Here is a 23,970-nt window from a genome sequence, read left to right as displayed (position 1 = left end):
CAGTGGTAGGCAGGTGCCGCGCCCCAACCCATTTCAGCACAGGAAGGCTTCATGTTAACGATCCATCATCTTGGTCTCTCTCGCTCCGACCGGATTATCTGGTTGGCGGAGGAGCTCGGTCTTGAATACCGCTTAGTTAAGCACGATCGCGACCCAGAGACATTCCGCTCGCCACCCTCGCTTTGGGAGGTCAGCCCGATGGGGAAAGCGCCGGTCATTGAAGATGATGGCTTGGTGATCCCGGAATCCGGCGCCATTGTGGAATATTTGCTCGACAAGTATGGCGAGGGTCGCCTGCGGCCGGCCGCCGGGACACCGGAATATATTGAGTATCTGCACTGGCTTCATGCGGCCGAGTCAACGCTGATGACGCCGGTGCTGATGAATATGATCGCCGGCATGAGTGGCGTGGATAACCCCGCCTACAACAGTTTTGTGCACGGTGAATTCGATACGGTACTCGGGTACATGGAGAAGTTGCTGGCGAATAGAGAGTACATCGCCGGTGAATTTAGCGCTGCCGATATTATGGTGGCCTTTCCGCTGATGATGCTCGATTCGCCGTTGATTCCCGGGCCGGCGGGCGGCGATGTGCTTGGCCCCTACGCCAATATTCAGGCGTATCTATTGCGCCTGCGCGACCGACCAATGTGGCTCAAGGCCGAAGCCATATTTCGACCAGAGTAGGGAAACCCCACGGTTAATCAGAGGTAAAAAGGTCTTATGGCGAGTCATTCAAAGCCCATTGCATGGACGATTGCCGGCTCAGATTCCGGTGGCGGAGCCGGTATTCAGGCGGACTTGGCCAGCTTTCACGATTTTGGCGTGCACGGCTGTTCAGTGGTTACGGCATTAACTGCGCAAAATAGTTTTACGGTTGGGCATGTGGCTATTACGCCGCGTCGAGCGCTGGCTGCGCAAATTAATGCGCTCGACAGTGACCTGCAGGCGGCGGCGATAAAGCTGGGGATGCTCGGCGGCGAAGATGTTGTTGAGATGGTGGCAAAGTACCTGGCTGACTATCGCGGCTTTGTGGTTTGCGACCCGGTTATGGTGTCTACCAGTGGCGGTCAGCTGATGGAGGACGGTGTCAGCGAAGCGTTGATCGAAAAAATCTTGCCGCGCGCCGACCTGCTGACGCCAAATATCAGCGAAGCCGAAACCCTGCTCAATCGTGAGATTAACTCCCCGGCTGATGTAGAGCGTGCCGCCCAGGATATCGTGGTGTTAGGCGCCCGTTCGGTGCTGCTAACTGGCGGGCACCTGAGCACCGATGATGGCTGTCGTCACGACTATTGGACCGATGGCGAGAGTGGCTTCTGGCTGAGTGGCGAAAATATCGACACACTCAATACCCACGGCACTGGCTGTACGCTATCGTCGGCGATAGCGGCGCTGATCGCTCGTGGCTATGAACTGGCTGATGCCTTAGTCATTGCTAAGGCCTATGTCAGTCAGGGACTGCGTTTGGCTGTGCAGCTCGGTGGTGGCCCCGGCCCGGTTGTACACCTGGGCTGGCCTCAGCGGCTGGAGGACTTTCCACGTTTGAGTCGGCAGTTGCCCGCCGCGCCGATTCAGGCGTTTCCCGATTGTGGCGGCGAACTGGGTTTGTACCCGGTGGTGGACAGTACTGAGTGGCTGGAGCGCTTGCTGCGTGCCGGTGTTAAAACGATCCAGTTGCGCATTAAAAACCCCGAGCAGAGCAATCTCGATGAGGAAATTCGGCGCGCTGTTGCACTGGGCCAACAATACAGCGCGCGGGTGTTTATTAATGATTACTGGCGCCAGGCGATTGACGCCGGGGCCTATGGCGTACACCTGGGCCAGGAAGACCTGGATATTGCCGACATTGGCGCGATCGCCGCTGCTGGCTTGCGCTTGGGCGTGAGCACCCACAGCTACTATGAAATCGCTCGTGCTCATGCGCTGTCACCCAGTTATATCGCGATTGGCCCGGTCTACCCGACGACCAGCAAGGTGATGCGCTTTGGGGCTCAGGGCCTGACTCAGCTTAAGCGTTGGGTCGATATCCTGTCGCCGAGTTATACCCTTACTGCGATAGGCGGGATCGATCGCCGCCGGGCCCCCGACGTGCTGGCGACGGGCGTTGGGAGCTGTGCGATGATCACCGCGATTACCGAGGCGGATGACCCTGAGGCGGTGGTCGCCGAATTACTGGCGCTTCACTAGCGAAGCTTAGCAAGGTCGGTGTAAAAGTAGCGGTATAAGGCGCTGTGCTCCTCTTCGGGGGTTTGGCGCCAGCCATAGACCTTGGGCTTCTCGCGCTCGATCACCAATGTACCGAACAACAACCAATCGTAGATCGCCAACAGGTTGCATAGGTTGCTCCCTGAGTTTTTGCCACGGGCATGGTGATGGTGGTGCTGCGTCGGAAAGGTGAAAATGTGGCACAGGGCATACATGCTATTTCTCACCCAAGCCCAGCGGTGGTTGAGGAAGTACAAGTCATAGTTCCAGTTCACGTGGTTGTGAGCCGCCCACAGGCCTTTGAACAGCGTGCCGATAATAAACACCTCTGTGAGCCCCAGGTATAGAGCCAAAAACTGGAACCAGTAATTGGGCATGATGAACCACCACAGCCAGTGCTCCACAAAGGTCTGCGTCACCGTTAATTGCCCCTTGCCGTCGTTACCGCCCGACAAATGGTGCGGGCGATGGCCGATCTTATAGAGGCCTTGCAGGCGTTGTAGCCAGCGCGATTTGGGCCGGCGGGCGTGGGCAAACCAGTGTCCAAGGCCGTGGAACAGTTCCTCTAAGGCGATGTAGCCGATAAGGGTTAGCCAGAAGTAATCACTTACTAACCAGCTTAGGCCGCCCTGATACTGAGGGATGATGAGGCCAGCGATCCAAGCGATGCCAAACAGCAGTGCCGGCCGTTGGATAAGCACCATGCCGGCGGCACTCAGTCCCGCCATTTGCCAATCTTCCTTGCTTTTGCGCTCGGCGCGGGCGCGGCCACTGAGCCATTCCCATAGGGCAAAAACAATTATAAATAGTGTCACGAAATGCGCAGGTTGCAGTGTCATGGCAGCTCCTTGTTACTGTTATATGCGGCTGATGTAGACAGGTTACGGGATTTGAGGTATTTGTAAATTTGATAATTTATATACCTAATATTTATGAAGCTGAATTTACGCTCGGTCGACCTTAATTTGCTCACGGTGTTTGAGGCCCTGCTGCGCGAACAAAATTTGTCTCGGGTGGCCGAGCAACTCGGCATGAGCCAGCCCGCTGTCAGTGCGGCCTTGCAGCGCTTGCGGCTGACCATGAAAGACGAGCTGTTTGTGCGCACCCGCAGCGGGATGCGGCCAACGCCACGGGCGATTGCCGCTCAGGCGGCCGTCGCCGAGGCCCTCGCACTGATTTCTGAAGCGCTCAGCGTGGAGCAAGTGTTCTCACCTGCCACCGCCGAGCGGGAATTCAGCCTGTTGGCTGACGGCTACATGGAAATGGCGGCGCTGGGGCCGCTGCTGCGCGCATTGCAGGGTTCAGGAGCGGGTCTGCGCTTGCGCAACGAAGTGCTGGACCAGCAAGACGTGGCCAAAGCCTTGTCTCGCCTGGAGTACGATGCAGTGATCGACTTTGTGCGGATTGAATCGGATAAAGTCTGCTCGGCGCTATTGGGTGAGCAAGAGCTGGTAGTGATTGCCGCCGGTGCCCACCCGCGTATCGCTGGCAGCCTGTCTGCGCAACAGTATTTTGCAGAGGGCCACATTTTGCTGCGCCAGCGCAGCCGTTACCGCAGCCAGCTTGAATTGGCACTGGGCGGGCAGAAGCTTGAGCGCCGGGTCGACCTTCATGTTCAGCACTTCGCGGCCATGCCGTCGGTGGTTGAGCAAACCGATGCCCTGGCGTCTATGCCCCGCGAACTCGCCAGGCGATACGCTGCGGCCTACGATATTCAGGTTCTGCCCTTTCCATTGCCGGTTCCGCCGATACCCGTCTGGCTGATGTGGCCACTAAGCCTGAACGGCGATGCAGGGCACCGTTGGTTTATTGAGTTACTTCGGCGTCAGCGATTGCCGGGTGCTGGCTAAGCTGTGGAGATAACGTATCGACCTGCGCTGTGTGGTTGCTACTATGCGCGTAGCCAAACACAATAATCAGACAGAGCCATTTTTGAGATCGCGCGTATGAAACAGCTGGCGATAATTGCAGTTTTAATGGTGGCGGCTACGACAGCCAGCGCCAGCGAGTTGATTGTGCGCGGACTATTTAAAAACGCGGTGCTGCTGGAGATCAATGGCCAGCAACAATTAGTGCGCACCGGCAGCAGCCACCCGGGTGGGGCCAAAGTGCTGTCGGCGAATTCGCGATTTGCTCAGGTGCGCTATCAAGGAAAAACCCACCGCCTCACACTCAATAAACGTATTGGCACACTGTATGCCGAGAGCAAACGCCAGGAAGTGGTGTTGCAGCGCAACAGCAATCGTGAATACCGAACGCGCCTGCAGATCAATGGTCGAAGCGCCGAGGCGGTGGTGGATACCGGCGCCACCAAAGTAGCAATGAGCGCTCGCCATGCCCGCCAATTAGGTATTCGCTACGACGACGCGCCAGTGGTTAGTATTGCCACCGCGTCTGGTGTCAGCCGCGGCTTTGCGGTGAAACTGGACAAACTGGCGGTAGGTGGCATAGAGCGCCACCATATTCCCGCTGTGGTGGTGGATGGTGAATACCCCCATGTAATACTGCTGGGAATGAGCTTTCTAGAGCATGTCGATCTTCAAGAACGCGGCAGTATTATGACCTTAAGTGCCCCCTAGGGCCTGTTAACACTAATTGAGATGCGCCTGCTGGAGGTCATTTTTGCCTCCAGCTAGGCGGAGGAAGCGAAGTTTGGTGGGCCCAAACAAGCGACCGACAACAACGCTGGGGGCAAAAATGGCGCCAGCCCTCTGGGTTGTGGCTAAAAATCCACCATTCGTCGTTCATTTGGAATAAGCAAACCTCTCTTCTCATTCCTAGATTGGAGAATTTTTAGCCGCAACAGGCGTAACTCAATTAGTGTTAACAGGCCCTGGCTGCCCCAATTGCGTATTCTGGCTCGCCTGCTGCGCGCGTCGCTGCTAAAATGCGCGACCGGATTTTTTCTTGGAGATGCCTGTGGCGGTCCGCTTTATTGAGTCCTCCAAGCTTCCCACCCCTTGGGGAGTGTTTGATATTCATGGTTTCGAGGACGCCGAACTCGGCAAAGAACACGTTGTATTAAGCCTCGGGGATATCGGCGACGGTCAGCCTGTGCTCGCCCGTATCCATTCAGAGTGCCTGACGGGTGACGCCCTGTTCAGCATGCGCTGTGACTGTGGCTCCCAGCTTCAGGCGGCGATGGAGAAAATTGCCGAGGAAGGTCGCGGTGCCATATTTTATTTGCGGCAAGAGGGCCGCGGCATTGGCCTGATGAATAAGATCCGCGCCTACAAACTTCAGGATGAAGGCGCCGATACGGTCGAGGCAAACGAACGCCTGGGCTTCGGTGCAGACATGCGTGATTACAGCTTGCTGAAAGTCATGTGCGAAGAGCTCGGTATCAGCAAAGTGCGCTTGATGACCAACAACCCTCGCAAGGTCAATGCGCTGACGGATCAGGGCGTCGACGTGGTTGAACGCCTGCCCTTGCAAACGGGGCAAAACCCTCACAATGCCAAGTATCTGGCAACCAAGTCCGGCAAACTGGGGCACTTGTTCTAGGCCCTGTTCACACTCATTGAGTTGCGGCGCTGTCACTAAACCGTAAGTGTATTGTCGCCGCTCAGTCATTGGCAGCCGATAGCCTCTCTCTCATCGTAAGCAGAGAGAGTCAGCGCGGATGTCACAACACATTTTAGTCCTTCACGATGGTAAGCCCGGACATTTTTCGCAGGCCCAGGGCGTAGCGCGGCTGCTTGCTCGGCGCCACCGGGGTGACACCCAGATTCACGCCATACAGGCGCGACCCAGGTTTAAGTTGCTAAACCGACTATTGCGACTACTGGCCGCGATGAATCAACCCTGGGCGCAGCGGCTAGTGTCTATCGCATACCGCTGTGATGAATTGCCGGATATCGCACCGGATATTGTTGTGTCCTTCGGTGGCAATGTATTGGCGCTGAATGTTGCGCTGAGCCAGCATTGGCGCTGCCGCAATGTCGTGATCGGAAATTGCTATAGCCTGCCTGCCAATGCCGTCTCGGCAAATGTCACCGCGTTTCCCACCGCTTCAGCTAGCAGCGCCTGGCAGCAGTGCAATGTTTCCAGCCGTGTAGCACTTTGCAAAACCGATGCCGAGCAAAATACCCGTGCAGGTAGCCTGTTGTCAGAGCAAGCTGAGCGTCCGCTGTGGGCGATGCTGGTGGGGGGAGATGGCAGCGGTCTGCGCTATCAGGAGAGTGATTGGCATCAGCTGGGGCGGGCGATGGCGGCGGTCGCCACGCGCCACGGCATTCAGTGGCTGCTTACCACGTCGCGCCGCAGCGGCCAGCAAGCGGGAGAGATCCTCGGCGGCTACCTCAACGAGCAGAATTGCTTGTCATCCATTGTGTATCAGGGGGCAAGTAGCCCGAATGCCGATGCCTACTTGGGGGCAGCAGAGCGCATTTTTTGCACGGAAGATAGCTTGAGCATGGTGAGCGAGTCGGTGGCAATGCACAAACAGGTAATCGGCTTGCGCCCAGCGAATTCGGTGATTCGCGGAAGCCACTTGCGATCGTTGCTGTATTTGCAGAGCCAGGGCTTGGTTGAGCGCTGGGCGATCGCTGATCTCGAGTTGTACCAGCCAAGCGCATTTATGCCGTTGCGCTCCTATGAGCAGCACCTCGACAGCCTTTACCAGCGCTTGCAGGCGCGCCTGGCGATTACTGAGCCCGTTGAGGGGGAGGCCTTACCGGCGAGGCCGGCTATGCCGGAAGTCGCCGCACGCTAGTTCAGCTTTGCAGTTGCTGTTGAATGCTTTGGGCGATGCCCTCGGCGTCCAGGCCGAGCTGGCTGAGCAGAGTATGGTGGTTGCCGTGGTCGACGAAGGTGTCGGGCAGGCCGAGCTGCAATACCGCGACGTTCACGCCGCGCTGATGCAGGTATTCCGTTACCGCACTGCCTGCGCCACCAGCGATCACATTCTCTTCAACGGTGACGATCAGCGAGTGCGTCGCAGCGAGCTGGTCAATTAACTCGGTATCCAGTGGTTTAACGAAGCGCATATCTGCAACGCTAGCGTTGAGCTTTTCTCCCGCTTCCTGAGCAGCCGTTAAAAGTGTGCCAAAACTCAGAATCGCGACCTCGCCACCTTCGCGTATTTTTCGACCTTTGCCGATCTCCAGGGCTGCCATTTCTGTGGCCGGTATAACTCCTGGGCCAGTGCCGCGGGGGTAGCGCACAGCCGCTGGCCCTGGGTAGTGATAGGCGGTATGAAGCATTTGTCGGGTTTCGTTTTCGTCGGCGGGCGCCATTACGACCATGTTGGGAATGCAGCGCAAGAAGCTGAGGTCAAAGGCACCTGCGTGGGTGGGGCCATCCTCTCCCACCAGGCCCGCTCGGTCGATGCCGAAGGTCACATCGAGGTTTTGCAGGGCAACATCGTGGATCAGCTGGTCGTAGGCGCGCTGGAGAAACGTTGAATAAATTGCGACAACCGGCTTCAAGCCGTCACAGGCCATACCGGCAGCGAGGGTAACGGCGTGTTGCTCAGCGATCGCAACATCGTAAAAGCGCTCTGCATAGCGCTCTGAGAAGGCAACCATTCCAGAGCCTTCGCACATTGCCGGCGTGATGCCCACCAGTTTGTCGCAGGCCTCGGCTTGGTCGCACAGCCATTGACCAAAAATATCCTGGTATTTGGGTTTGCTAACAGGGGTCGCCGGTTTTTTGCTTGCGGCGGGGGTGTCGGCCTCAATTTTCGAAATAGCGTGAAAGCCTACCGGGTCTTTCTCGGCCGGGGCAAAGCCCTTGCCCTTTTTTGTCATGATATGCAGCATTTGCGGGCCGTCGAGCTCGCGAAGGTTGCGCAAAGTGGGAACGAGTACATCCAGGTCGTGACCGTCGATGGGGCCAATGTAGTTGAAGCCCAGCTCTTCAAATAGCGTGGCAGGAGAGACCATCCCCTTCATGTACTCTTCCAGGCGGGCAGCAATATCTTTTGCCGGGCCGGGGAATTTCTCCAACACGGATTTGCCGCCACTGCGGATCTGGTTGTAGGTTTTCGATGCCCAGATCTTAGAAAAATACGTGTTCAGCCCGCCCGTGTTTTTCGAAATCGACATCTGGTTGTCGTTCAACACCACCAGCATATTGGCACCGGTGTGGCTGGCGTGGGTGATAGCCTCAAAGGCCATGCCCGCGGTCATGGCGCCGTCGCCAATGACCGCAACGGTGCGCCGGTCGATGCCCTGTTGTCGGGCGGCAATGGCCATACCCAGGGCGGCGCTAATACTGGTGCTGGAATGCCCGACGCCGAAGGTGTCAAAGGGGCTTTCCTCGCGTTTGGGGAAGCCGGCTAAGCCACCTGCTTTGCGCATGGTATTCATGCGCTCGCGCCGGCCAGTTAATATTTTATGCGGATAGCACTGGTGGCCGACATCCCAGACCAGGCGGTCTTCAGGAGTGTTGTAAATGTAGTGCAGCGCGATGGTGAGTTCGACAACGCCCAGGCCAGCGCCAAAATGTCCGCCGGTTTGACCAACCGAATACAACAGGTACTCGCGGAGTTCGTAGGCGAGCTGACGGAGTTGCTGTTCTTCCAAGCCGCGCAGGTCGTCCGGGTCGGCGATGCCATCGAGTAAGGGCGTTGACGGTGGCTGCGAGGGAATTTTCTGGAACATCAATTTCTGACCCAAAGCGGCGAAAAAGGGGGCAATTGTAAACCAATTGTCGGCCTGCGACACGGTGTTCGCGCGGTACTATACGTTGTTAGCGGCCAATGTTGATGGCCCGCCTAGTGTTGCCGCTCAATAATATAGTTGGAAAGTTGGTGCAGGGCGTCGCTGTGATCGCCAAAGCTGCTCAGTGCTGCCACGGCTTGCTGGTGGAGCTGCCGAGCGAGGTCCTTGGCGCCATCGAGGCCGAGCAGGCTGGGGAAGGTCGGCTTGTTTAGCGAAATATCGGCGCCCTGGGTTTTGCCCAATGTCGCTGTGTCGCTCTCTATGTCGAGGATGTCGTCCTGCACCTGGAAGGCCAGGCCGACGGCTTTGCCATAATCGTCCAGTTGTTGCTGCTGTGACGCGCTGGCTCCGCAGGCCAGGGCGGCCAGGCCGATAGCCGCTCGGATGAGCGCGCCGGTCTTGAGCTGGTGCATGGTTTGCAGTGTGTGCAGATCGAGGCTGCGATTAACATTTGCGAGGTCGATAGCTTGTCCACCGACCATGCCGCGCGGGCCACTGGCGGCCGCCAGAAGCTTTACCATCGCCACGCAGTGTGTGGCAGGGAGAGGAAGCTCGGCGATCAGTTCAAAGGCGCGGCTTTGCAAGCCGTCGCCAACAAGAATGGCCGTGGCCTCGTCGTAGGCGATATGGCAAGTGGGCTTGCCGCGGCGCAGGTCGTCGTCGTCCATGGCGGGCAAGTCGTCGTGAACCAAGGAGTAGGCATGGATCATCTCAATGGCGCAGGCAATGCTGTCCAATGTGGCGTCGTCGATGTCGGCCTGTAAAGTTTGCGCGGTGGCGTAGACCAGCGTGGCGCGCACGCGTTTGCCACCATTCATAATGCTGTATTGGCTGGCCTCGGTCAGGCGGGCCAGCTGCTCGCTGGCATCGTGGTCGCTGAACTCACTAAATGCCTGGGCCAGGTGCTCCGGCAGCGCGCGCTGTAGCCGCGACTGACATTGCTGAAGATAGGTGTCGAAGGGCATTAGGCGGGGTCCGTAGCGTCGAGGTCGGCGGTGAGTTGTTGCACCTTTAGCTCAGCATCGGCAAGCGCCTGCTGACAGTCTTTACTCAAGCTCATGCCCAGCTCGAAGGCTTTTAGCGACTCTTCCAGACTCAACTCGCCAGATTCCATCGTTTGCACGAGTGTTTCGAGCTCTTTGAGGGCAGATTCAAAATTAACCGCCTTTGCCTTGGCCATCGGGTACTCTCCAGCTGAGGGAATTTTCGACGGCATTTTAGCAGCCCTTGTGGCTAACTGTCCGCTGTTGGTGGCTCGTTAACAGTAATTGGATTGCCCCCGCAGTAAGTTAATGAGTCGCAACAGGCGCAACACTGTGCCTATGCACTTTATAGTGGCTATCTGCGGGTTGGCAGCAGGGGATGGCGGCATGTTATGTAACGGAGGGCATTCGGTGGCAACGTGGCAAGCGGTAATAGAATTTTGGTTTGATGAATTGACACCCGGTCAGTGGTTCGCCAAGTCGGCAGAGCTGGATTCGCTGATCAATAGGCGATTTGGTGAGTGTCACCGTGCGGCGGCGGCCGCCGAGTTATATGAATGGCGTGAACAGCCGCTGGGGCGTTTGGCCGAGGTCATTGTACTGGATCAGTTTTCCCGCAATATTTATCGCGACCGCCCGCAGTCGTTTCAATGTGACCCGCTAGCGCTGGTATTGGCGCAAGAGGCCATTGCCGGCGGTGCAGATCGCACTCTCGATGAGCAACAGCGGGCGTTCTTATACATGCCGTATATGCACAGTGAATCGAAACTGATTCAGCGGCAGTCTCTTGCCCTCTACGAGGCGCTGGGCGTGGAGAATAATCTTCGTTTTGCTCGCCAGCACGCCGATATTATCGAGCGCTTCGGCCGCTACCCTCACCGCAATGCCGTGCTTGGGCGAGCGTCCAGCGCCGAAGAGCTGGAATTCTTGCAGCAGCCCGGCTCTTCATTTTAACGAGTCAGGCGCAAGCTAAGCGCGCAGGTAATTGCCCATACCGCGTTGAATGCCAGCACAAAAACGGGCGTTAGCGTGCCGAGGGCAAGCCCCGCTTGGCCGTACGGAGAGTGATACGGAAAAATAATGAAAAGCTGGACGGCGCTGGGGGCGAGGCTGATCAGCAAGGCGCGACGCAACCACGCTCCGCTGAAGAGCGGCAGGGCGAATAGCAGGCCCCACAGGCCTCCCCAGACCAGGCGCGGATAGAGCCATTCCGGCGTTAGTGGTGGCGAAATATTGACCCCCGCGGCGGCGGTTAGTCCGTACAGACCGCAAAGCCAAAGCGCCAGGCTGTTGGCCAAGCCGCCGAGGCTGCCGGCGGCGTAGCAGGTAAGATAGTTGCGCATATTGCCTCCTGTTGGGGTGTGTTGCTGTCGTGCTGACATGAACACTTGGTAACTCGCGTTCCCGGGATTCGACTTCCCCTTGGCGCGCCTTCAGTGCAGAATTCACGCCCTGAACAATGTTAAGAGATGGACTATGGCCAGCGCGAATAATTCCGATATTGCATTAATTACCGGCGCCTCTGCCGGAATTGGCCGAGCCTTCGCGCAGGCGCTCGCTCCGCAGTGCTCATCAATGATTCTTGTGGCGCGCGACGCAGAAAAACTGTCGCGTGTTGCCGAGAGCCTGGCCGGTGTGGACTGTGAGGTTCACTGTATTGCCGTCGATCTATGCAAGCCGCTGGGCGTGGCCGAAGTGATGGAGGCTATCCGGCAAAAAGGCCCGGTGACCATTCTGATTAACAATGCCGGATTCACCACCGACAATGCGCTGGTGGACAGTGACCTCGACGCTGAGCTGGAGATGCTGTCCCTGCATTGTCAGGCGAGTGTGTCGCTGTGCCGTGGCGCGCTGCCCTATATGCAGGAACTCGGTCGCGGGCGGGTGATTAATGTTGCTTCCATGGCGGGCTTGATCCCGATGAAAGGCGCTGCGGTATACGGCGCTTCAAAAGCGTTTTTGGTGGCGTTTAGTCAGTCTCTTGCTAAGGAAAATCACCGTCACGGTATTGCCGTGCAGTGCCTGTGCCCCGGTTACACCCACAGCGACTTTCACGGGCGTGAGGCGCTGGCGGGCTTTGATAAGCGTTCGATTCCCGAGGCGTATTGGTCGAGCGCGGAGGATGTTGTCGCGGCAAGTTTGGCTGCCTTCTCGCAAACGCCGCCACCGACCTTGCTTGTGCCCGGTGAGCACAACAAACAGTGGGTTCGCGAAGAGCAGGAGCGCCAGCGTGCTGCGCTAGAGGCGATGCCCTAGGGCTTTTTAGGGTCGGTTGAAAGCGGCGTTATGTCGCGGTTTTTTTCTAGCTGATAGCACTCCAGGTCTTCGGCCATGATCAATGTGCCGCTGTAGTGCTGGCGCGCTTCTTTGCGCAGGTCGTCGATGCTGTGTTCAACACTTTCCCCACCCTTGAGGCGATAGCGCTGACTGAAATGCGTTAGCAGTAGGTGCGGCAGTTCGCTGCGCTCGGCGGCTTTGGCCACCATGGCCGCCGTGCTGTGCATGTATTGCGGTCCCACCCGGGCCAGAACGTCCTCGGTAAACGTTGCCTCGTGGATCATGGCGTCGCTGTTGCACATGGCGTCGTGTAGCAGGGCGGGTTGGTCGTTATCACCGCCGACAATAACGCTGCGCGGTGACCAGGCCGCCTGGCTAACATCGTCGGCGAGCACGGCGCGGCTGTCATCCAAGACGATGTTTTCCCCTTTTTGCAGTCGGTTCCACAGCGGCCCTCTGGGAATTCCCTTGGCGTCTAACGTTTCTTCAATCAGGTGGCGGGGTGGGACTTCCTCGGCGCGGTAGGCAAAGCAGGGGACGCGGTGAGACAGCGCGTGAGCGCTGACCCGCAGATGGCCATCGTCAAAATGGAAGTCCGGCGCATCGCTACGCACAAATTCCAAGGGAAAGCGCAGTTCCCGTATGTCGGTGTGCAGGAAGGTGGCGCGTATAAATTGTTCGATACCGTCGGGCGCGCAAATAGTTAGGGGGGCTTTGCGGCCGCTCATGTTCGCGCTGGCGATCAGGCCTGGCAGCCCGTAACAGTGGTCGCCATGCACGTGGGTGATGAAGATGGCGCGGAGTTTTGCGGTGCTGTAGCGGCTGTGCAGCAGCTGGTGTTGTGTGCCCTCTCCGCAGTCGAACAGATACCAGTCCCGGGCGTCGTCAATCGCCAGTGCCAGGCCGGTGACATTGCGGTGCCGAGTGGGAGTGCCGGCGCTGGTGCCAAGAAAGGTTAGGCGCATGACGGGTCGCCGTGTTGGGTGGTTTGTCGCCGCTTGGCCAAAATGTCCAGGCTGTGCTGCGACGGCGGCGCTTCCAGGATGGCCGCCATACTGTCAATAAGGTTGCTGGCCATGAAGTCAGTATCGCGGATGAGTGGATCGAACCCCGTGTTTTTGCGCACCCGCGCATGGTCGGACACGCCGTGAAAGCCGAGTACGTTCATCAATAAAATGCGCTGCTGGGCAATTTCGGGGGGAAGCTCGGTAAGTTCCTGCGCTGCCAGCTTTGCGATTTTGGTTTCCCGCGCCAATTGTAGGGAGTGCTTATCCGCCAGGTCGTAGCCCAGGGTATTGGTGGCAATCAGTTCGGCACTGATGTGGATATAGGCTTCGCCGCCGTCGCTGTCGTCCAGCTTCTCGATCAGCGGTTGAACAATGGCGGTGGCAACCAGTTGTGGCGTGGCAATGCCGTCAGCCAACATTTGGTCTGCCAATTCGGCGCGGCGCTCGGCAAGGGCGGGGCCGTGCTTGTCGAAAATCGCCTGTAGCAGGCCATTTTTATTGCCGAAATGGTATTGCACCGCATTGCGGTTGGCTTGGCCGGCGGCGCGGGTAATGGTATTGATCGAGACGCCATCGACACCCTGTTCGGCAAAGAGCCTTTCGGCCGCGCGAATAAGGCTGTCACGTGTGCGGTGGCTTCGGGTGTCTTTAACGGCGGTCAGTGTCATATTCCTTGCACGCGGCGGTGGTATAGCGCCTTAGCTTAGCAAAAAACAGCGCCTGTTTCGTGAGCGATGGCTTGGCGGCGGCGGTTTGCGAGCTTATACCGCCAGCAACTATCCTCAGCCTGTCTGCCTCCAGTCGCCATACCATTACGTAAACTCGTCCATTCGGAGGTTATAGGCGGCGAACTCGCCACACTATAGTGAAGGTTGATACCGCATCGGCGGGGAACAATAAGCAAAGAAGGATGCCACCATGAAGTTTGCCTACCACCACAGCATGTGTCCGGTTGAACAGTATGTGCCGCTGAGTATTGAAGCGGAGAAACTGGGTTTTGACACCATCACAATGCCTGACAGTATTTGCTATCCCAAAGAAGCGAGCTCCAAGTACCCTTATAACAGCGACGGTAGCCGAGAGTTCCTCGATGGTGTTCCCTTTATGGAGCCCTTTCTGCTAGCGGCTCACCTGGCAGCGAAAACCGAAAATATTCGCTTCACAACCTCAGTGCACAAATTGGCTGTTCACGAGCCAGCGCTGATCGCTAAGTCGTTGTCGACACTGGCTATTCTCAGCGGCAACCGCTTTGGTTACGGTGTGGGGATTAGCCCCTGGGCCGAAGACTTCGAAGTCACCAATGTCCCCTGGGAACGCCGCGGTAAGCGCATGGACGAAATGATTGAGATCATCAATGGTCTGATGAGCGGCGAGTACTTCGGTTATCAGGGGGAAATCTTCGATCTGCCGGAAATTAAGCTGTGCCCCGTGCCGAGCGAGCGCCCCCCGATTCTTGTCGGTGGTCACTCTAAGCCTGCACTGCGCCGCGCCGCTCGCCTGGGTGATGGCTGGATTGCGGCCGGGGGCGATTTAGACTCGATCAAGGCAATGATCGATCAAATCAATGAATTCCGTGTTGAGTATGGGCGCGATCACTTGCCCTTCGAATTTCAAGCCATGACCGCTGAGGCCTACAGCGCGGATGGCATTAAACGCTTGGAGGATATTGGCGTTGACGAGGTGTTGGTTGCCTTCCGCGATGTCTATGCCTCTGAGCCCGACGACAAGACGGTCCAGGAGAAAGTGGCAATGCTGCAGTGGTACGCGGCCGAGGTTATCGAGAAAAGCCGCGCTTAAGCGCTGGCTGCGTCCGGAAGATGCTTCTCCGGGCGCAGCTGCTCAATCATTCTAAACAGATACGCAGACCGTTCCTCGCGCTCGCTGAAGGGCCTCATTACCAGGTTCTTGGCCATGCCGATAACCAGGTCGAAAGCGATATTGGTAATATCCTCTGCGCTAACATCGTCGCGCAATTCACCCTGCGCCTGCAGCGAGGTGATCATCCCTTGCATTAATTCGCGGTTCTGTGTGTTCTTTTCCAGCTCGGCCTGCAGGCTATCGTTGTGGGTGAGGGCGAAGGTGTGCAAATTTAAGCGCACTCGCCACTCGAGGTCGGACTCCTCGTCTAGGGGGAGGCCTGCTTTGATGATGGGGAAGAACTGATCCAGGCTCAGGTTGTCCTGCTGGATACTGGCCTCTTGCATACGCAGGTCAATGCGCTGGTCTGCCCAGCGAAACGCCGCAATCACAATTTCTTCTTTACTGCTGAAGTAGTGCGAGAGCACGCCGATGGAGCACCCCAGTGACTTTGCCAGTGCGCGGGTGGTGAGTGCCTCGAGCCCCTTGCTGGCAATGAGTCTCGCGGCCGCTTCGGCGACTTCCTCGCGGCGGCTGTCGTGGTCTACTTTCCTCACTGTGGGGCGTACCTCTGGGTGTGCTCAATTGTCGCTGAGCGGAACTATACCTGAAGATGACGAATATTTCATATCGAACGCTTGATATGTATCGAGCTGGCTTCTATGATGACTTCCAAAATAATTCACTACACGGACCCCCTTCGGAGGGCAGACGCATGGCCACAGCAGTCAATACGGATTACAAACTCGCTCCCAATAACGACAAGTTGGATCACATTCCCGGCTCGTTTGGGTGGCCGATTATTGGTCACACCTTTCCATTGGTGAAAGACCTCTACGGCACGATCGATAAACAATACAAGGAGTTCGGACCAGTTTCTCGCTTCGGTCTGGCGGGCTTTAAAGGCGTACTGTTGGTTGGCCCCGACCTCTATAAAGAGGTTTACCTGGATCGCGATAAAAATTTCTCTGCCGAGATGGGTTACATGGGCTCACTTGGACGCTTCTATAAGGGTGCGCTGTTGCTGCGCGACCACGAGGAGCACCGTTTCCAGCGTCGTATGATGCAAACGGCCTTCAAAAATGACGCGATGAAAGGCTATATCGGTACGATGGGGCCGATGATTGGCGAGGCGGTTGAAGCGTGGGGCAAGAACAAGGAAATGCTGTTCTTCCCAGCCATTAAGCAAACGCTGCTGGACGTTGCCTCGGAGATTTTCGTTGGCCTGGACAAAGACGACTCGCGTGCCGATGAGCTGAATACCGCATTCTTGGATATTGCCGATGGTTTAATGGGTATCGTCACCAAAGAAATCCCCGGCACCAAATACGCGAAAGGTAAAAAAGCGGAGCGCTTCCTCAAGGAGTTCTTCGGCAAGCTGATTGGCGAGCGTCGTGCGGGTGACGGCATCGATACCTTTACCTTCTTCACCAAGGAAAAGACTGAAGAAGGGGAGTACTTCTCTGATGAGGACATCGTTGCGCACATGAGCTTCCTGCTCTTTGCCGCCCACGATACAACGACCAGTGCACTCAGCCACTTGCTGTTCCACCTGGGGCAAAACCCCGAGTTGCAGCAGCGTCTGCGCGAAGAAGCCCAGGCAATCGACAAGGACTTCATGGAGTATGAAGACCTGGAGAAAATGCCACTTGCTGAAGCGGCGACCAAAGAGGCATTGCGCTTGCACCCCTCGGTGATGATGATGCAGCGTCGCACCATCAATGAGTGTGAGCTGGGCGGATTTAAAATTCCTGCCAACACCATTTTGTTTATGGCACCGCAGCATACCCACCGCATGGGTGAGTACTGGGACGCTCCGCTTAAGTTCGATATCGACCGCTGGCTGGAGCCGCGCAATGAGCACAAGCGTCACAGCTTTAGCTTTGTTGGCTTTGGTGGCGGCGGCCACAAGTGTATCGGTATGCACTTTGCGCTGATGCAGGTGAAGAATTTCCTCCACCAGTTCTTGCGCCGTTACGAGTTCCGCCTGGCGGACAACTTCAGCGACAAGATGCAAACCGTGCCACTGCCAAAGCCGGTTGATGATTTGCCGATTGTGCTGACCCCAATCAGCAAGTAGCAAGAATGAAAAAGGAGCCGAGAGGCTCCTTTTTTTTATTGGCTTGGGGGCTGTCGAGGGGGCCTAGGCTTTCTTTGCCATCGCTTGTGAGCCGACCATGATCATGCGAATCATAATGACCGTTTGGTCGATGAGTTCGGCGCGCTGGTCAACCGACTGGCTTGCGGCACTGGCACCCATGGCGACAACCAGTCGGGTGATGGCCTTTGCGGTGAGTGCAGGTTCAAAGGTGGTGTGGCCAGTGAGTTTCTCCATGCGCTCAAGCTCATCGCGCAATTCGTCCTCAAAATAGGTGAGTTCCCGTTCGACGGCTTGGCGGAAGGCGTCCGAGCCCGTGGACATCTCGCGCAGCAGTACCTGCAAGTATTTTTCATCGGCGTCGAGCTGGTCCATAAACGCCTCGACCGATGTGCGAATTGCACTGCGCTCCATGGAAAGTCGCTGTCGCGCTTCGCGGATAATGCCGCGCAGGGCGCGCCCTGCCTGATCGATAAGCGCAACCGTCAACTCATCAACATCGCGAAAGTGACGGTAAAAACTGTTGGGGGCGATCCCGGCTTCTCTCGCAATTTCCCTAAGGCTCAGCGTGGAAACACTGCGGTGAGTGCCCAACAGCCGCACGGCGGCATCCATTAAATCTTGAGCGGTAACCTGTGTCCGGCGACTGCTGACCTCGGCTTCCTGCTTGTTCTTCCGTCGTGTTCTGATACCCATGTCTCTGCCGTGTTCGCGGTTGGCCCTGCTGGCCTGAAGTGCTCATTCTAGTGCGTTGTTTGACGTTCGTATATACAAGTAAATATACATATGAATATACACTTGTATTGACACTTATAAATACACGTGTATATTGGTCGAAAATTCACCACCGGATGAAAACAATGGCGAGTGTGGTTTCTTCTTTGAATAGTTTTCCTGAGCGCATGCCGCGTGTGGCAGGAATGCTAGGCGCGCTGATAAGCGAGTCGCAATTTGATTTTTGGGCTCGCGAGTTCGGCAGCATTACGGCGTGGCGGCGGGTATTTGCCCGCGTGCAGAGCCTGCGCATGGAAGGCGCAGAGACGCTGAGTATCGAGCTGCGTCCAAACCGTAATTTTCAATCGGCAGAGCCCGGTCAGCACGTGAATGTGTCTGTCGAGATTGACGGCCGCCTCTGCACCCGTAGTTACAGTCTGTCGCGCCCCGCTGCGGGTGGGTGTGTCAGCATCTCGGTGCGTCGTGAGCCGGGTGGGCTTGTCAGCAATCACATACACGATCACTTGCGAGTGGGCGATGTGCTTGAGCTAAGCCAGCCCTATGGTGAGCTCGTGGAAGGCTTGGAAGGGGCGCCGGCGCAGGTATTTCTTGCGGCAGGTAGTGGTATTACCGCGATCTATAACCTGATTGCCGAGCAGGCAAGGCGCGGTGAGGCGATTCGGGGTGAGCTGTGGTATTGGGAGAAGCAGGTCGAGCGTTTCTGCTTTACCGAGGAACTGGGCGCGCTCTGCCAGGCGCACTCACAGTTTTCCGTGAGGCGGTTTTGCAACGCCGGTGATTCCTCATCGCTTTATTCGGCTGGGCGCCTGAGCCCGGAGCTGGCGGCGCCGCTGTGTGAGCGGTATCCAAATGCCAGTGTATTTGCCTGTGGTGGCAGCGCGTTTGTGGGAGCGGCTCGCGAGCTATTTTCTGACGTGGCGGGTGGTTTTTATGCCGAGGCATTTAGTCCGCCGCAACGGTTCGGCGAGGCGGTGGCAGAGGAGCGTTTCTTTGAGGTCTCGTTAACTCGCAGTGGGCAAACGATCACGGTTTCTTCTCAACAGTCATTACTCGACGCGCTAGAGGAGGCGGGGCACCAGCCTCCTCACGGTTGTCGCATGGGTATTTGCAACAGCTGCAGTTGTGGTCAGCGCAGTGGGGAAAGTCAAAATCAGTTAAACGGTGAGCAGCTTCGCGGGGCGGGGTCTGTGCGCCTGTGCGTCAGCCGCGCAAACAGCAACATCGAATTGGACATATAGGTGAGCGTTGTGAGTCAAGGGAAAAGTCGGGCGCTGAGCCCAGAGGAATTAACTGCGTTTGGTGAGGCCGTCGACGCATTGCAAAAGCGCGCGATCGCCGATGTGGGTGAGCGCGATGCCCGCTATATCCGCCGCTTGATTCGCGTGCAGCAATACATGGAGGTCGCGGGGCGAGGGCTGCTGTTTATCGGCGTTTTCCCGCCTGCATGGATACTGGGCACCGTATTGCTGGGTGTGGCAAAAATTCTGGAGAACATGGAAATTGGCCACAATGTGATGCACGGCCAATACGACTTCATGAACGAACCTGCGCTGCGCGGCGCGACGTATGAGTGGGATATCGTCGGCACGTCAGACAACTGGCGCGAGAGCCACAACTACAAGCATCACAGCTACACCAACATCAAGGGGCTTGATGATGACGTGGGCTACGGCCTGCTGCGGCTCTTCCCCGAGCAGCGTTGGCATTTTTCCTACCTGTTTCAGTCGGTGTTCGCGGTATTGCTGGCGCTGTTGTTTCAGTGGGGCGTGGCAATTCAGGAGCTGCAGCTGGGCAAGGTCGCCAAGGGGCGAAAGTCCTGGCCGCAATTAAAGGAGGAGCTGCGACCGCTTTGGAAGAAGACTCGGCGTCAGCTACTCAAAGACTATGTGTTTTTCCCACTGCTTGCCGGGCCGTTTTTCCTAACGGTATTCAGCGGTAATTTGGTTGCCAACCTGATCCGCAACCTTTGGACATTTATGATCATTTTCTGCGGCCACTTTACCGCCGATGCCGAGGTGTTTGAGCGCTCGGTGTTGGATAACGAGAGCCGAGCGGAATGGTACTTGCGTCAGTTGCGAGGTTCGTCGAACCTCAGCGGTGGCAAGCTGTTCCATATCTTGTCAGGCAATCTTAGTCACCAGATCGAGCATCATATGTTTCCCACTGTGCCGGCCCACCGTTACGAGGAAATGTCGGTAGAGCTGCGGGCGATATGTCAGAAATTTGGTCAGCACTACAATACCGGCTCGTTGCCGCGACAGTTTGGTCAAGTGGTGTGGCGAATCCTGCGGCACTCCCTCCCCTCTGCGGCGCCAATGCCGAGGCCGCTGGTGCAATAATTACTAAATGGAAATCTATATCAAAATATTTTGATATAGCCGTTAAGACTGCTACACTGCCTCGCCATGGATGCACACTCTTGCAATGTGGCGGCGGCAGATTCCCCTGAGTCTCTCCCTGCAACACCGAGCGCGCCGGCTATCGGCGCCATGGTTCTCCAGCTCTGCAAGGCGGGAGCCGATAACTTGCGTCTGCAAGTGCTGCGTGTGTTGAGTCGCGATGCCTACAGCGTTCAGGAGCTGTGCCAGATTTTAGATGTTCGCCAGTCGGGCATGAGCCACCATTTAAAAATACTCGCCGCTGCGGGCTTGGTTGTTCGTCGTCGCGAAGGTAATAGCTTGTTTTACCGCCGCAATTGGCAAGCTGAACATGCCAGTGTGGCCGAGCTGCACACCGCGGTGCTCAATGCTGCCGAGCAGCTGGTCTTGGATGCGGGGCAGCAGCGGCAGCTAGAAAAAGTGGTCGCCGAGCGGGCGGAGCGCTCGCGAGCGTTTTTCGCTGAACACGCCGGTGAGTTCGGCGAGCAGCAAGAGCAAATGGTCGCCTACAGCGTATACGGCCCAAGTTGCGCCGAGCTGTTGCGGGCCAGTCAGCCCGAGGGTGGGCGCCTGGCGGTTGAGATTGGGCCGGGCGAGGGCGATTTTCTTGCTGAACTGGCCGGCCGTTACGCACGGGTGGTCGCGCTTGATAACAGTGAGCCAATGCTGGACAAAGCGCGCACCGCCGCTGCTGGCAAAGGGCTCGACGGCATAGAGTTTGTGCTGGGCGACAGCCGCAGCCGGCGTTTGCCGGAGGGTGAAGCCGATTGTGTGGTGGCCAATATGGTGCTTCACCACGTGCCGTCGCCGTCAGATATTTTTAACGACGTACAGCGCATGTTGAGTCCGGGCGGGGTGTTTTGCCTGGCTGAGCTTTGCCCTCATGATCAAAACTGGGCCAGAGAGGCCTGCGGTGATCTGTGGCTGGGCATCGCGCAGGAAGAATTAAGCGAGTGGGCGTTGGCCTGCGGCTTGGAAGAGGGGCCGTCAGTTTACCTGGCCCAGTTAAACGGTTTTCGCGTGCAAGTTCGGCAGTTTATAAAGCCGGGCAAGAAATAACGAGCTGGCCACAGGGCCATTACAATGAGGAAGACTATCAATGTCTGAATACAGCCTGTTCACCTCCGAGTCGGTATCGGAAGGACACCCAGACAAACTTGCCGATCAAATCTCCGATGCGGTGCTCGACGCGATCATCGCGCGTGACAAGCATGCCCGGGTTGCCGTAGAGACCCTGGTTAAAACGGGTATGGCAGTGGTTGCCGGAGAAGTCACCACCTCGTGCTACGTGGATCTGGAAGATATTATTCGCGACGTTATTACCGGCATTGGCTACAACAGCTCCGATGTGGGTTTTGATGGTGCCAGTTGTGCTGTATTAAATGCCATTGGCAAGCAGTCAGTCGATATTAATCAGGGGGTGGATCGCGCCAAACCTGAAGATCAGGGCGCGGGCGACCAAGGGTTGATGTTCGGCTACGCTACAAACGAAACCGAGCACTTGATGCCCGCACCGCTGTTTTATTCCCACCGTTTGGTTGAGCGCCAGGCTTACCTGCGCAAAAACGGTGTGCTGCCGTGGTTGCGCCCCGATGCAAAAAGTCAGGTGACCTTGCGTTACGAGAACGGCGTGCCGGTGGCCGTGGATGCCGTTGTGTTGTCGACCCAGCACAACCCTGATATCAGCCAGGCTGATCTTCAGGAAGCCGTGCGCGAAGAGATTATCAAGCATGTGTTGCCTGCCAATTTGTTGCACGCCGGTACGCAATTCCACATCAACCCCACTGGCAATTTCGTGATCGGTGGCCCAGTGGGTGACTGCGGGCTGACGGGGCGTAAAATCATTGTTGATACCTACGGCGGTATGGCGCGTCACGGCGGTGGTGCCTTCTCGGGTAAGGACCCTTCCAAAGTGGACCGCAGTGCGGCCTATGCTGGCCGGTACGTGGCGAAGAATATTGTCGCCGCGGGTCTGGCTGACCGCTGCGAGATTCAAGTGAGCTATGCGATTGGTGTCGCGGAGCCGACCTCGATTTCGGTGAACACCTTCGGCACCGGCAAAGTCAGTGACGAAAAATTGGTGGCGGCAGTGCGCCAGGTATTCGACCTGCGCCCCTACGGCATTACCAATATGCTGGACTTGGCTCACCCCATGTATCAGCCCACAGCGGCCTACGGCCATTTTGGTCGGGAGCCATACGAGCATACGTACCAATGGACAGAAAACGGTGAAGCCCGCAGCGAAACCAGCACGGCCTTCAGCTGGGAAAAAACCGATCGCGCCGAGGCGCTGAAAGCGGCGGTGTAAGAAGCAAAGTCACTCGCGAAATTAATTTGAGGATAGCAATATGACTGCCACAGTAACTGCAGTAGAAAATTTCAGCGACTATAAAGTTGCCGATATCAGCCTGGCCGAATGGGGTCGCAAAGAACTGAGCATCGCAGAAGGTGAAATGCCTGCGCTGATGTCTCTGCGCGAAAAATATGGCGATAGCAAGCCCTTGGCGGGTGCCAAAATTCTCGGTTGTATTCATATGACCATTCAAACCGGGGTGTTGATCGAAACACTGACCGCTCTCGGCGCGGAAGTGCGTTGGTCGTCGTGCAATATTTTCTCCACTCAGGATCACGCAGCAGCGGCGATCGCCGCGGCCGGCATTCCCGTTTTCGCATGGAAGGGTGAAACCGAGGAAGAGTACGAGTGGTGCATTGAGCAGACAATTTTGAAAGACGGTCAGCCCTGGGATGCCAACATGGTACTCGACGATGGCGGCGACCTGACCGGTATTCTCCACGAGAAGTACCCGGCGATGCTCGACAAGATCCACGGTATCACTGAAGAAACCACCACAGGGGTTCACCGCCTGCAAGATATGTTGAAGAAGGGCGAGCTGAAAGTGCCCGCGATCAACGTCAATGACTCGGTGACCAAGTCGAAGAATGACAACAAATACGGTTGTCGCCACAGCTTAAATGATGCGATCAAGCGCGCTACCGACCATCTGCTGTCGGGCAAAAAAGCGCTGGTTATTGGCTACGGTGATGTTGGTAAAGGTTCTGCGCAATCACTGCGTCAGGAAGGCATGATCGTAAAGGTGACAGAAATCGATCCCATCTGCGCGATGCAGGCCTGTATGGATGGTTTTGAAGTGGTGTCGCCTTACATCAATGGTGTGAACACGGGTGAGGCAAGCAGCATCAATAGCGAACTGCTGGGCACTACCGACCTGCTGGTAACGACAACCGGTAACGTGAACGTTTGCGATGCGAATATGCTGGCGGCGCTGAAGAACGGCTGCGTAGTGTGCAACATTGGTCACTTCGACAATGAAATCGACACGGCCTACATGCGTGAAAATTGGCAGTGGGATGAGATCAAGCCACAGGTACACGTTGTGTATCGCGACCGCGCTAGCAACGATCACTTGATTCTGCTTTCAGAGGGTCGCCTGGTTAACTTGGGTAATGCTACTGGTCACCCCAGCCGCATTATGGACGGTTCGTTTGCTAACCAAGTACTGGCGCAAATTTACCTGTACGAGCGCCGCTTTGCCGATCTGGAAAAAGAGCTGCGCGAAGCTGCTATCACCGTTGAAGTGCTGCCCAAGAAGCTGGACGAAGAGGTTGCCGCGCACATGGTGGCGGGCTTTGGTGGCGTGATCACCAAACTCAAAGCGGATCAGGCCGACTACATCGGTGTGAGCGTTGACGGCCCCTTCAAGCCGGACAGCTACAAATACTAAGCCCGAGGTAGCGGTTTCG

At 56.9% G+C, this 23,970-nt stretch carries 24 protein-coding genes; 15 read left to right on the top strand and 9 right to left on the bottom strand.

Annotation, left to right across the window (positions count from 1 at the left end; translation table 11 throughout):
• Positions 1 to 51 precede the first annotated feature (51 nt).
• Positions 52 to 687, top strand: coding sequence for a glutathione S-transferase family protein (locus AC2Q8J_RS09180; RefSeq protein WP_486451113.1), 636 nt, complete (start codon positions 52 to 54; stop codon positions 685 to 687).
• Between the two features lie 36 nt (positions 688 to 723).
• Positions 724 to 2,190, top strand: a complete 1,467-nt coding sequence (gene thiD / locus AC2Q8J_RS09175) for a bifunctional hydroxymethylpyrimidine kinase/phosphomethylpyrimidine kinase (protein WP_286839825.1) — start codon at positions 724 to 726, stop codon at positions 2,188 to 2,190.
• On the opposite strand, the gene AC2Q8J_RS09170 is transcribed toward thiD, so the two are convergent.
• Positions 2,187 to 3,047, bottom strand: a complete 861-nt coding sequence (locus AC2Q8J_RS09170) for a sterol desaturase family protein (protein ID WP_027873170.1) — start codon at positions 3,045 to 3,047, stop codon at positions 2,187 to 2,189. The two genes, thiD and AC2Q8J_RS09170, sit on opposite strands and share 4 nt — an antisense overlap.
• A gap of 93 nt (positions 3,048 to 3,140) precedes the next feature.
• Here AC2Q8J_RS09170 and AC2Q8J_RS09165 point away from each other — a divergent pair, with 93 nt between their 5' ends.
• The 4 genes from AC2Q8J_RS09165 to AC2Q8J_RS09150 all read left to right on the top strand — a co-directional run bounded on the left by AC2Q8J_RS09165 (position 3,141) and on the right by AC2Q8J_RS09150 (position 6,922).
• Entirely contained in the window at positions 3,141 to 4,058 is a 918-nt protein-coding gene (locus tag AC2Q8J_RS09165) for a LysR substrate-binding domain-containing protein (protein ID WP_204994696.1), read from the top strand.
• A 96-nt stretch (positions 4,059 to 4,154) separates the two neighbouring features.
• Positions 4,155 to 4,787, top strand: a complete 633-nt coding sequence (locus AC2Q8J_RS09160) for a retropepsin-like aspartic protease family protein (RefSeq protein ID WP_204994695.1) — start codon at positions 4,155 to 4,157, stop codon at positions 4,785 to 4,787.
• Positions 4,788 to 5,121: 334 nt separating this feature from the next.
• Complete coding sequence (gene ribA, locus AC2Q8J_RS09155; RefSeq protein WP_239547458.1) at positions 5,122 to 5,712, top strand: GTP cyclohydrolase II; 591 nt, start codon at positions 5,122 to 5,124, stop codon at positions 5,710 to 5,712.
• A gap of 118 nt (positions 5,713 to 5,830) precedes the next feature.
• The gene (locus AC2Q8J_RS09150) at positions 5,831 to 6,922 is read left to right on the top strand and encodes an ELM1/GtrOC1 family putative glycosyltransferase (protein ID WP_486451112.1); all 1,092 of its coding nucleotides are present in this window, start codon (positions 5,831 to 5,833) and stop codon (positions 6,920 to 6,922) included.
• Between the two features lies 1 nt (position 6,923).
• Here AC2Q8J_RS09150 and dxs read toward each other — a convergent pair whose 3' ends face one another.
• The 3 genes from dxs to AC2Q8J_RS09135 all read right to left on the bottom strand — a co-directional run bounded on the left by dxs (position 6,924) and on the right by AC2Q8J_RS09135 (position 10,053).
• Positions 6,924 to 8,813, bottom strand: a complete 1,890-nt coding sequence (gene dxs / locus AC2Q8J_RS09145) for a 1-deoxy-D-xylulose-5-phosphate synthase (RefSeq protein WP_486451111.1) — start codon at positions 8,811 to 8,813, stop codon at positions 6,924 to 6,926.
• Between the two features lie 113 nt (positions 8,814 to 8,926).
• Positions 8,927 to 9,838: a polyprenyl synthetase family protein gene (locus tag AC2Q8J_RS09140; protein ID WP_204994691.1), complete on the bottom strand. Its 912-nt coding sequence runs from the start codon at positions 9,836 to 9,838 to the stop codon at positions 8,927 to 8,929.
• The gene (locus AC2Q8J_RS09135) at positions 9,838 to 10,053 is read right to left on the bottom strand and encodes an exodeoxyribonuclease VII small subunit (RefSeq protein WP_027873163.1); all 216 of its coding nucleotides are present in this window, start codon (positions 10,051 to 10,053) and stop codon (positions 9,838 to 9,840) included. Before AC2Q8J_RS09135 ends, AC2Q8J_RS09140 begins: the two co-directional genes overlap by 1 nt.
• A 214-nt stretch (positions 10,054 to 10,267) precedes the next feature.
• Between AC2Q8J_RS09135 and AC2Q8J_RS09130 the strand changes: the two genes are divergently transcribed.
• Positions 10,268 to 10,810 (top strand): DUF924 family protein, encoded by a 543-nt coding sequence (locus tag AC2Q8J_RS09130; RefSeq protein ID WP_486451110.1) that lies wholly within the window; start codon positions 10,268 to 10,270, stop codon positions 10,808 to 10,810.
• Here the strand turns inward: AC2Q8J_RS09130 and AC2Q8J_RS09125 are convergent.
• Positions 10,807 to 11,199 carry a hypothetical protein gene (locus AC2Q8J_RS09125; RefSeq protein ID WP_286696342.1) on the bottom strand — a complete coding sequence of 131 codons (393 nt, stop codon included), beginning with the start codon at positions 11,197 to 11,199 and terminating at the stop codon, positions 10,807 to 10,809. The genes AC2Q8J_RS09130 and AC2Q8J_RS09125 overlap by 4 nt on opposite strands.
• Before the next feature lie 133 nt (positions 11,200 to 11,332).
• On the opposite strand from AC2Q8J_RS09125, the gene AC2Q8J_RS09120 reads away from it, so the two are divergent.
• The gene (locus tag AC2Q8J_RS09120) at positions 11,333 to 12,112 is read left to right on the top strand and encodes an SDR family NAD(P)-dependent oxidoreductase (protein ID WP_486451109.1); all 780 of its coding nucleotides are present in this window, start codon (positions 11,333 to 11,335) and stop codon (positions 12,110 to 12,112) included.
• Here the strand turns inward: AC2Q8J_RS09120 and AC2Q8J_RS09115 are convergent.
• Entirely contained in the window at positions 12,109 to 13,098 is a 990-nt protein-coding gene (locus AC2Q8J_RS09115) for a ribonuclease Z (RefSeq protein ID WP_486451108.1), read from the bottom strand. The two genes, AC2Q8J_RS09120 and AC2Q8J_RS09115, sit on opposite strands and share 4 nt — an antisense overlap.
• Positions 13,089 to 13,808, bottom strand: a complete 720-nt coding sequence (locus tag AC2Q8J_RS09110) for a TetR/AcrR family transcriptional regulator (RefSeq protein WP_424146421.1) — start codon at positions 13,806 to 13,808, stop codon at positions 13,089 to 13,091. The genes AC2Q8J_RS09115 and AC2Q8J_RS09110 overlap by 10 nt, the downstream gene beginning before the upstream one ends.
• Positions 13,809 to 14,058: 250 nt before the next feature.
• Here AC2Q8J_RS09110 and AC2Q8J_RS09105 point away from each other — a divergent pair, with 250 nt between their 5' ends.
• Positions 14,059 to 14,937 (top strand): TIGR03619 family F420-dependent LLM class oxidoreductase, encoded by an 879-nt coding sequence (locus AC2Q8J_RS09105; protein WP_486451107.1) that lies wholly within the window; start codon positions 14,059 to 14,061, stop codon positions 14,935 to 14,937.
• Here the strand turns inward: AC2Q8J_RS09105 and AC2Q8J_RS09100 are convergent.
• Positions 14,934 to 15,554 (bottom strand): TetR/AcrR family transcriptional regulator, encoded by a 621-nt coding sequence (locus AC2Q8J_RS09100; protein WP_486451106.1) that lies wholly within the window; start codon positions 15,552 to 15,554, stop codon positions 14,934 to 14,936. The two genes, AC2Q8J_RS09105 and AC2Q8J_RS09100, sit on opposite strands and share 4 nt — an antisense overlap.
• 158 nt (positions 15,555 to 15,712) lie before the next feature.
• On the opposite strand from AC2Q8J_RS09100, the gene AC2Q8J_RS09095 reads away from it, so the two are divergent.
• Complete coding sequence (locus AC2Q8J_RS09095) at positions 15,713 to 17,077, top strand: cytochrome P450 (RefSeq protein ID WP_486451105.1); 1,365 nt, start codon at positions 15,713 to 15,715, stop codon at positions 17,075 to 17,077.
• A 63-nt stretch (positions 17,078 to 17,140) separates the two neighbouring features.
• On the opposite strand, the gene fabR is transcribed toward AC2Q8J_RS09095, so the two are convergent.
• A complete protein-coding gene (gene fabR / locus AC2Q8J_RS09090; RefSeq protein WP_486451104.1) occupies positions 17,141 to 17,791 on the bottom strand; it encodes an HTH-type transcriptional repressor FabR in 651 nt (216 codons plus the stop codon).
• Positions 17,792 to 17,976: 185 nt separating this feature from the next.
• Between fabR and AC2Q8J_RS09085 the strand changes: the two genes are divergently transcribed.
• From AC2Q8J_RS09085 to ahcY, 5 genes are all read left to right on the top strand, one after another.
• Positions 17,977 to 19,068, top strand: coding sequence for a flavin reductase family protein (locus AC2Q8J_RS09085; RefSeq protein WP_486451103.1), 1,092 nt, complete (start codon positions 17,977 to 17,979; stop codon positions 19,066 to 19,068).
• A 9-nt stretch (positions 19,069 to 19,077) separates the two neighbouring features.
• Positions 19,078 to 20,169 carry a fatty acid desaturase family protein gene (locus AC2Q8J_RS09080; protein WP_486451102.1) on the top strand — a complete coding sequence of 364 codons (1,092 nt, stop codon included), beginning with the start codon at positions 19,078 to 19,080 and terminating at the stop codon, positions 20,167 to 20,169.
• 66 nt (positions 20,170 to 20,235) lie between these two features.
• On the top strand, positions 20,236 to 21,267 hold the full coding sequence (locus AC2Q8J_RS09075) for an ArsR/SmtB family transcription factor (protein ID WP_486451101.1): 1,032 nt from the start codon (positions 20,236 to 20,238) through the stop codon (positions 21,265 to 21,267).
• Positions 21,268 to 21,307: 40 nt separating this feature from the next.
• A complete protein-coding gene (metK, locus tag AC2Q8J_RS09070) occupies positions 21,308 to 22,516 on the top strand; it encodes a methionine adenosyltransferase (RefSeq protein ID WP_204994679.1) in 1,209 nt (402 codons plus the stop codon).
• A gap of 40 nt (positions 22,517 to 22,556) precedes the next feature.
• The gene (gene ahcY / locus AC2Q8J_RS09065; protein WP_286838696.1) at positions 22,557 to 23,951 is read left to right on the top strand and encodes an adenosylhomocysteinase; all 1,395 of its coding nucleotides are present in this window, start codon (positions 22,557 to 22,559) and stop codon (positions 23,949 to 23,951) included.
• Positions 23,952 to 23,970 lie beyond the last annotated feature (19 nt).

It is taken from the genome of Spongiibacter sp. C9W, assembly GCF_057370015.1.
Note: the sequence above shows the minus strand (reverse complement) of the source record. Positions and strands in the feature narration are given on the sequence as shown.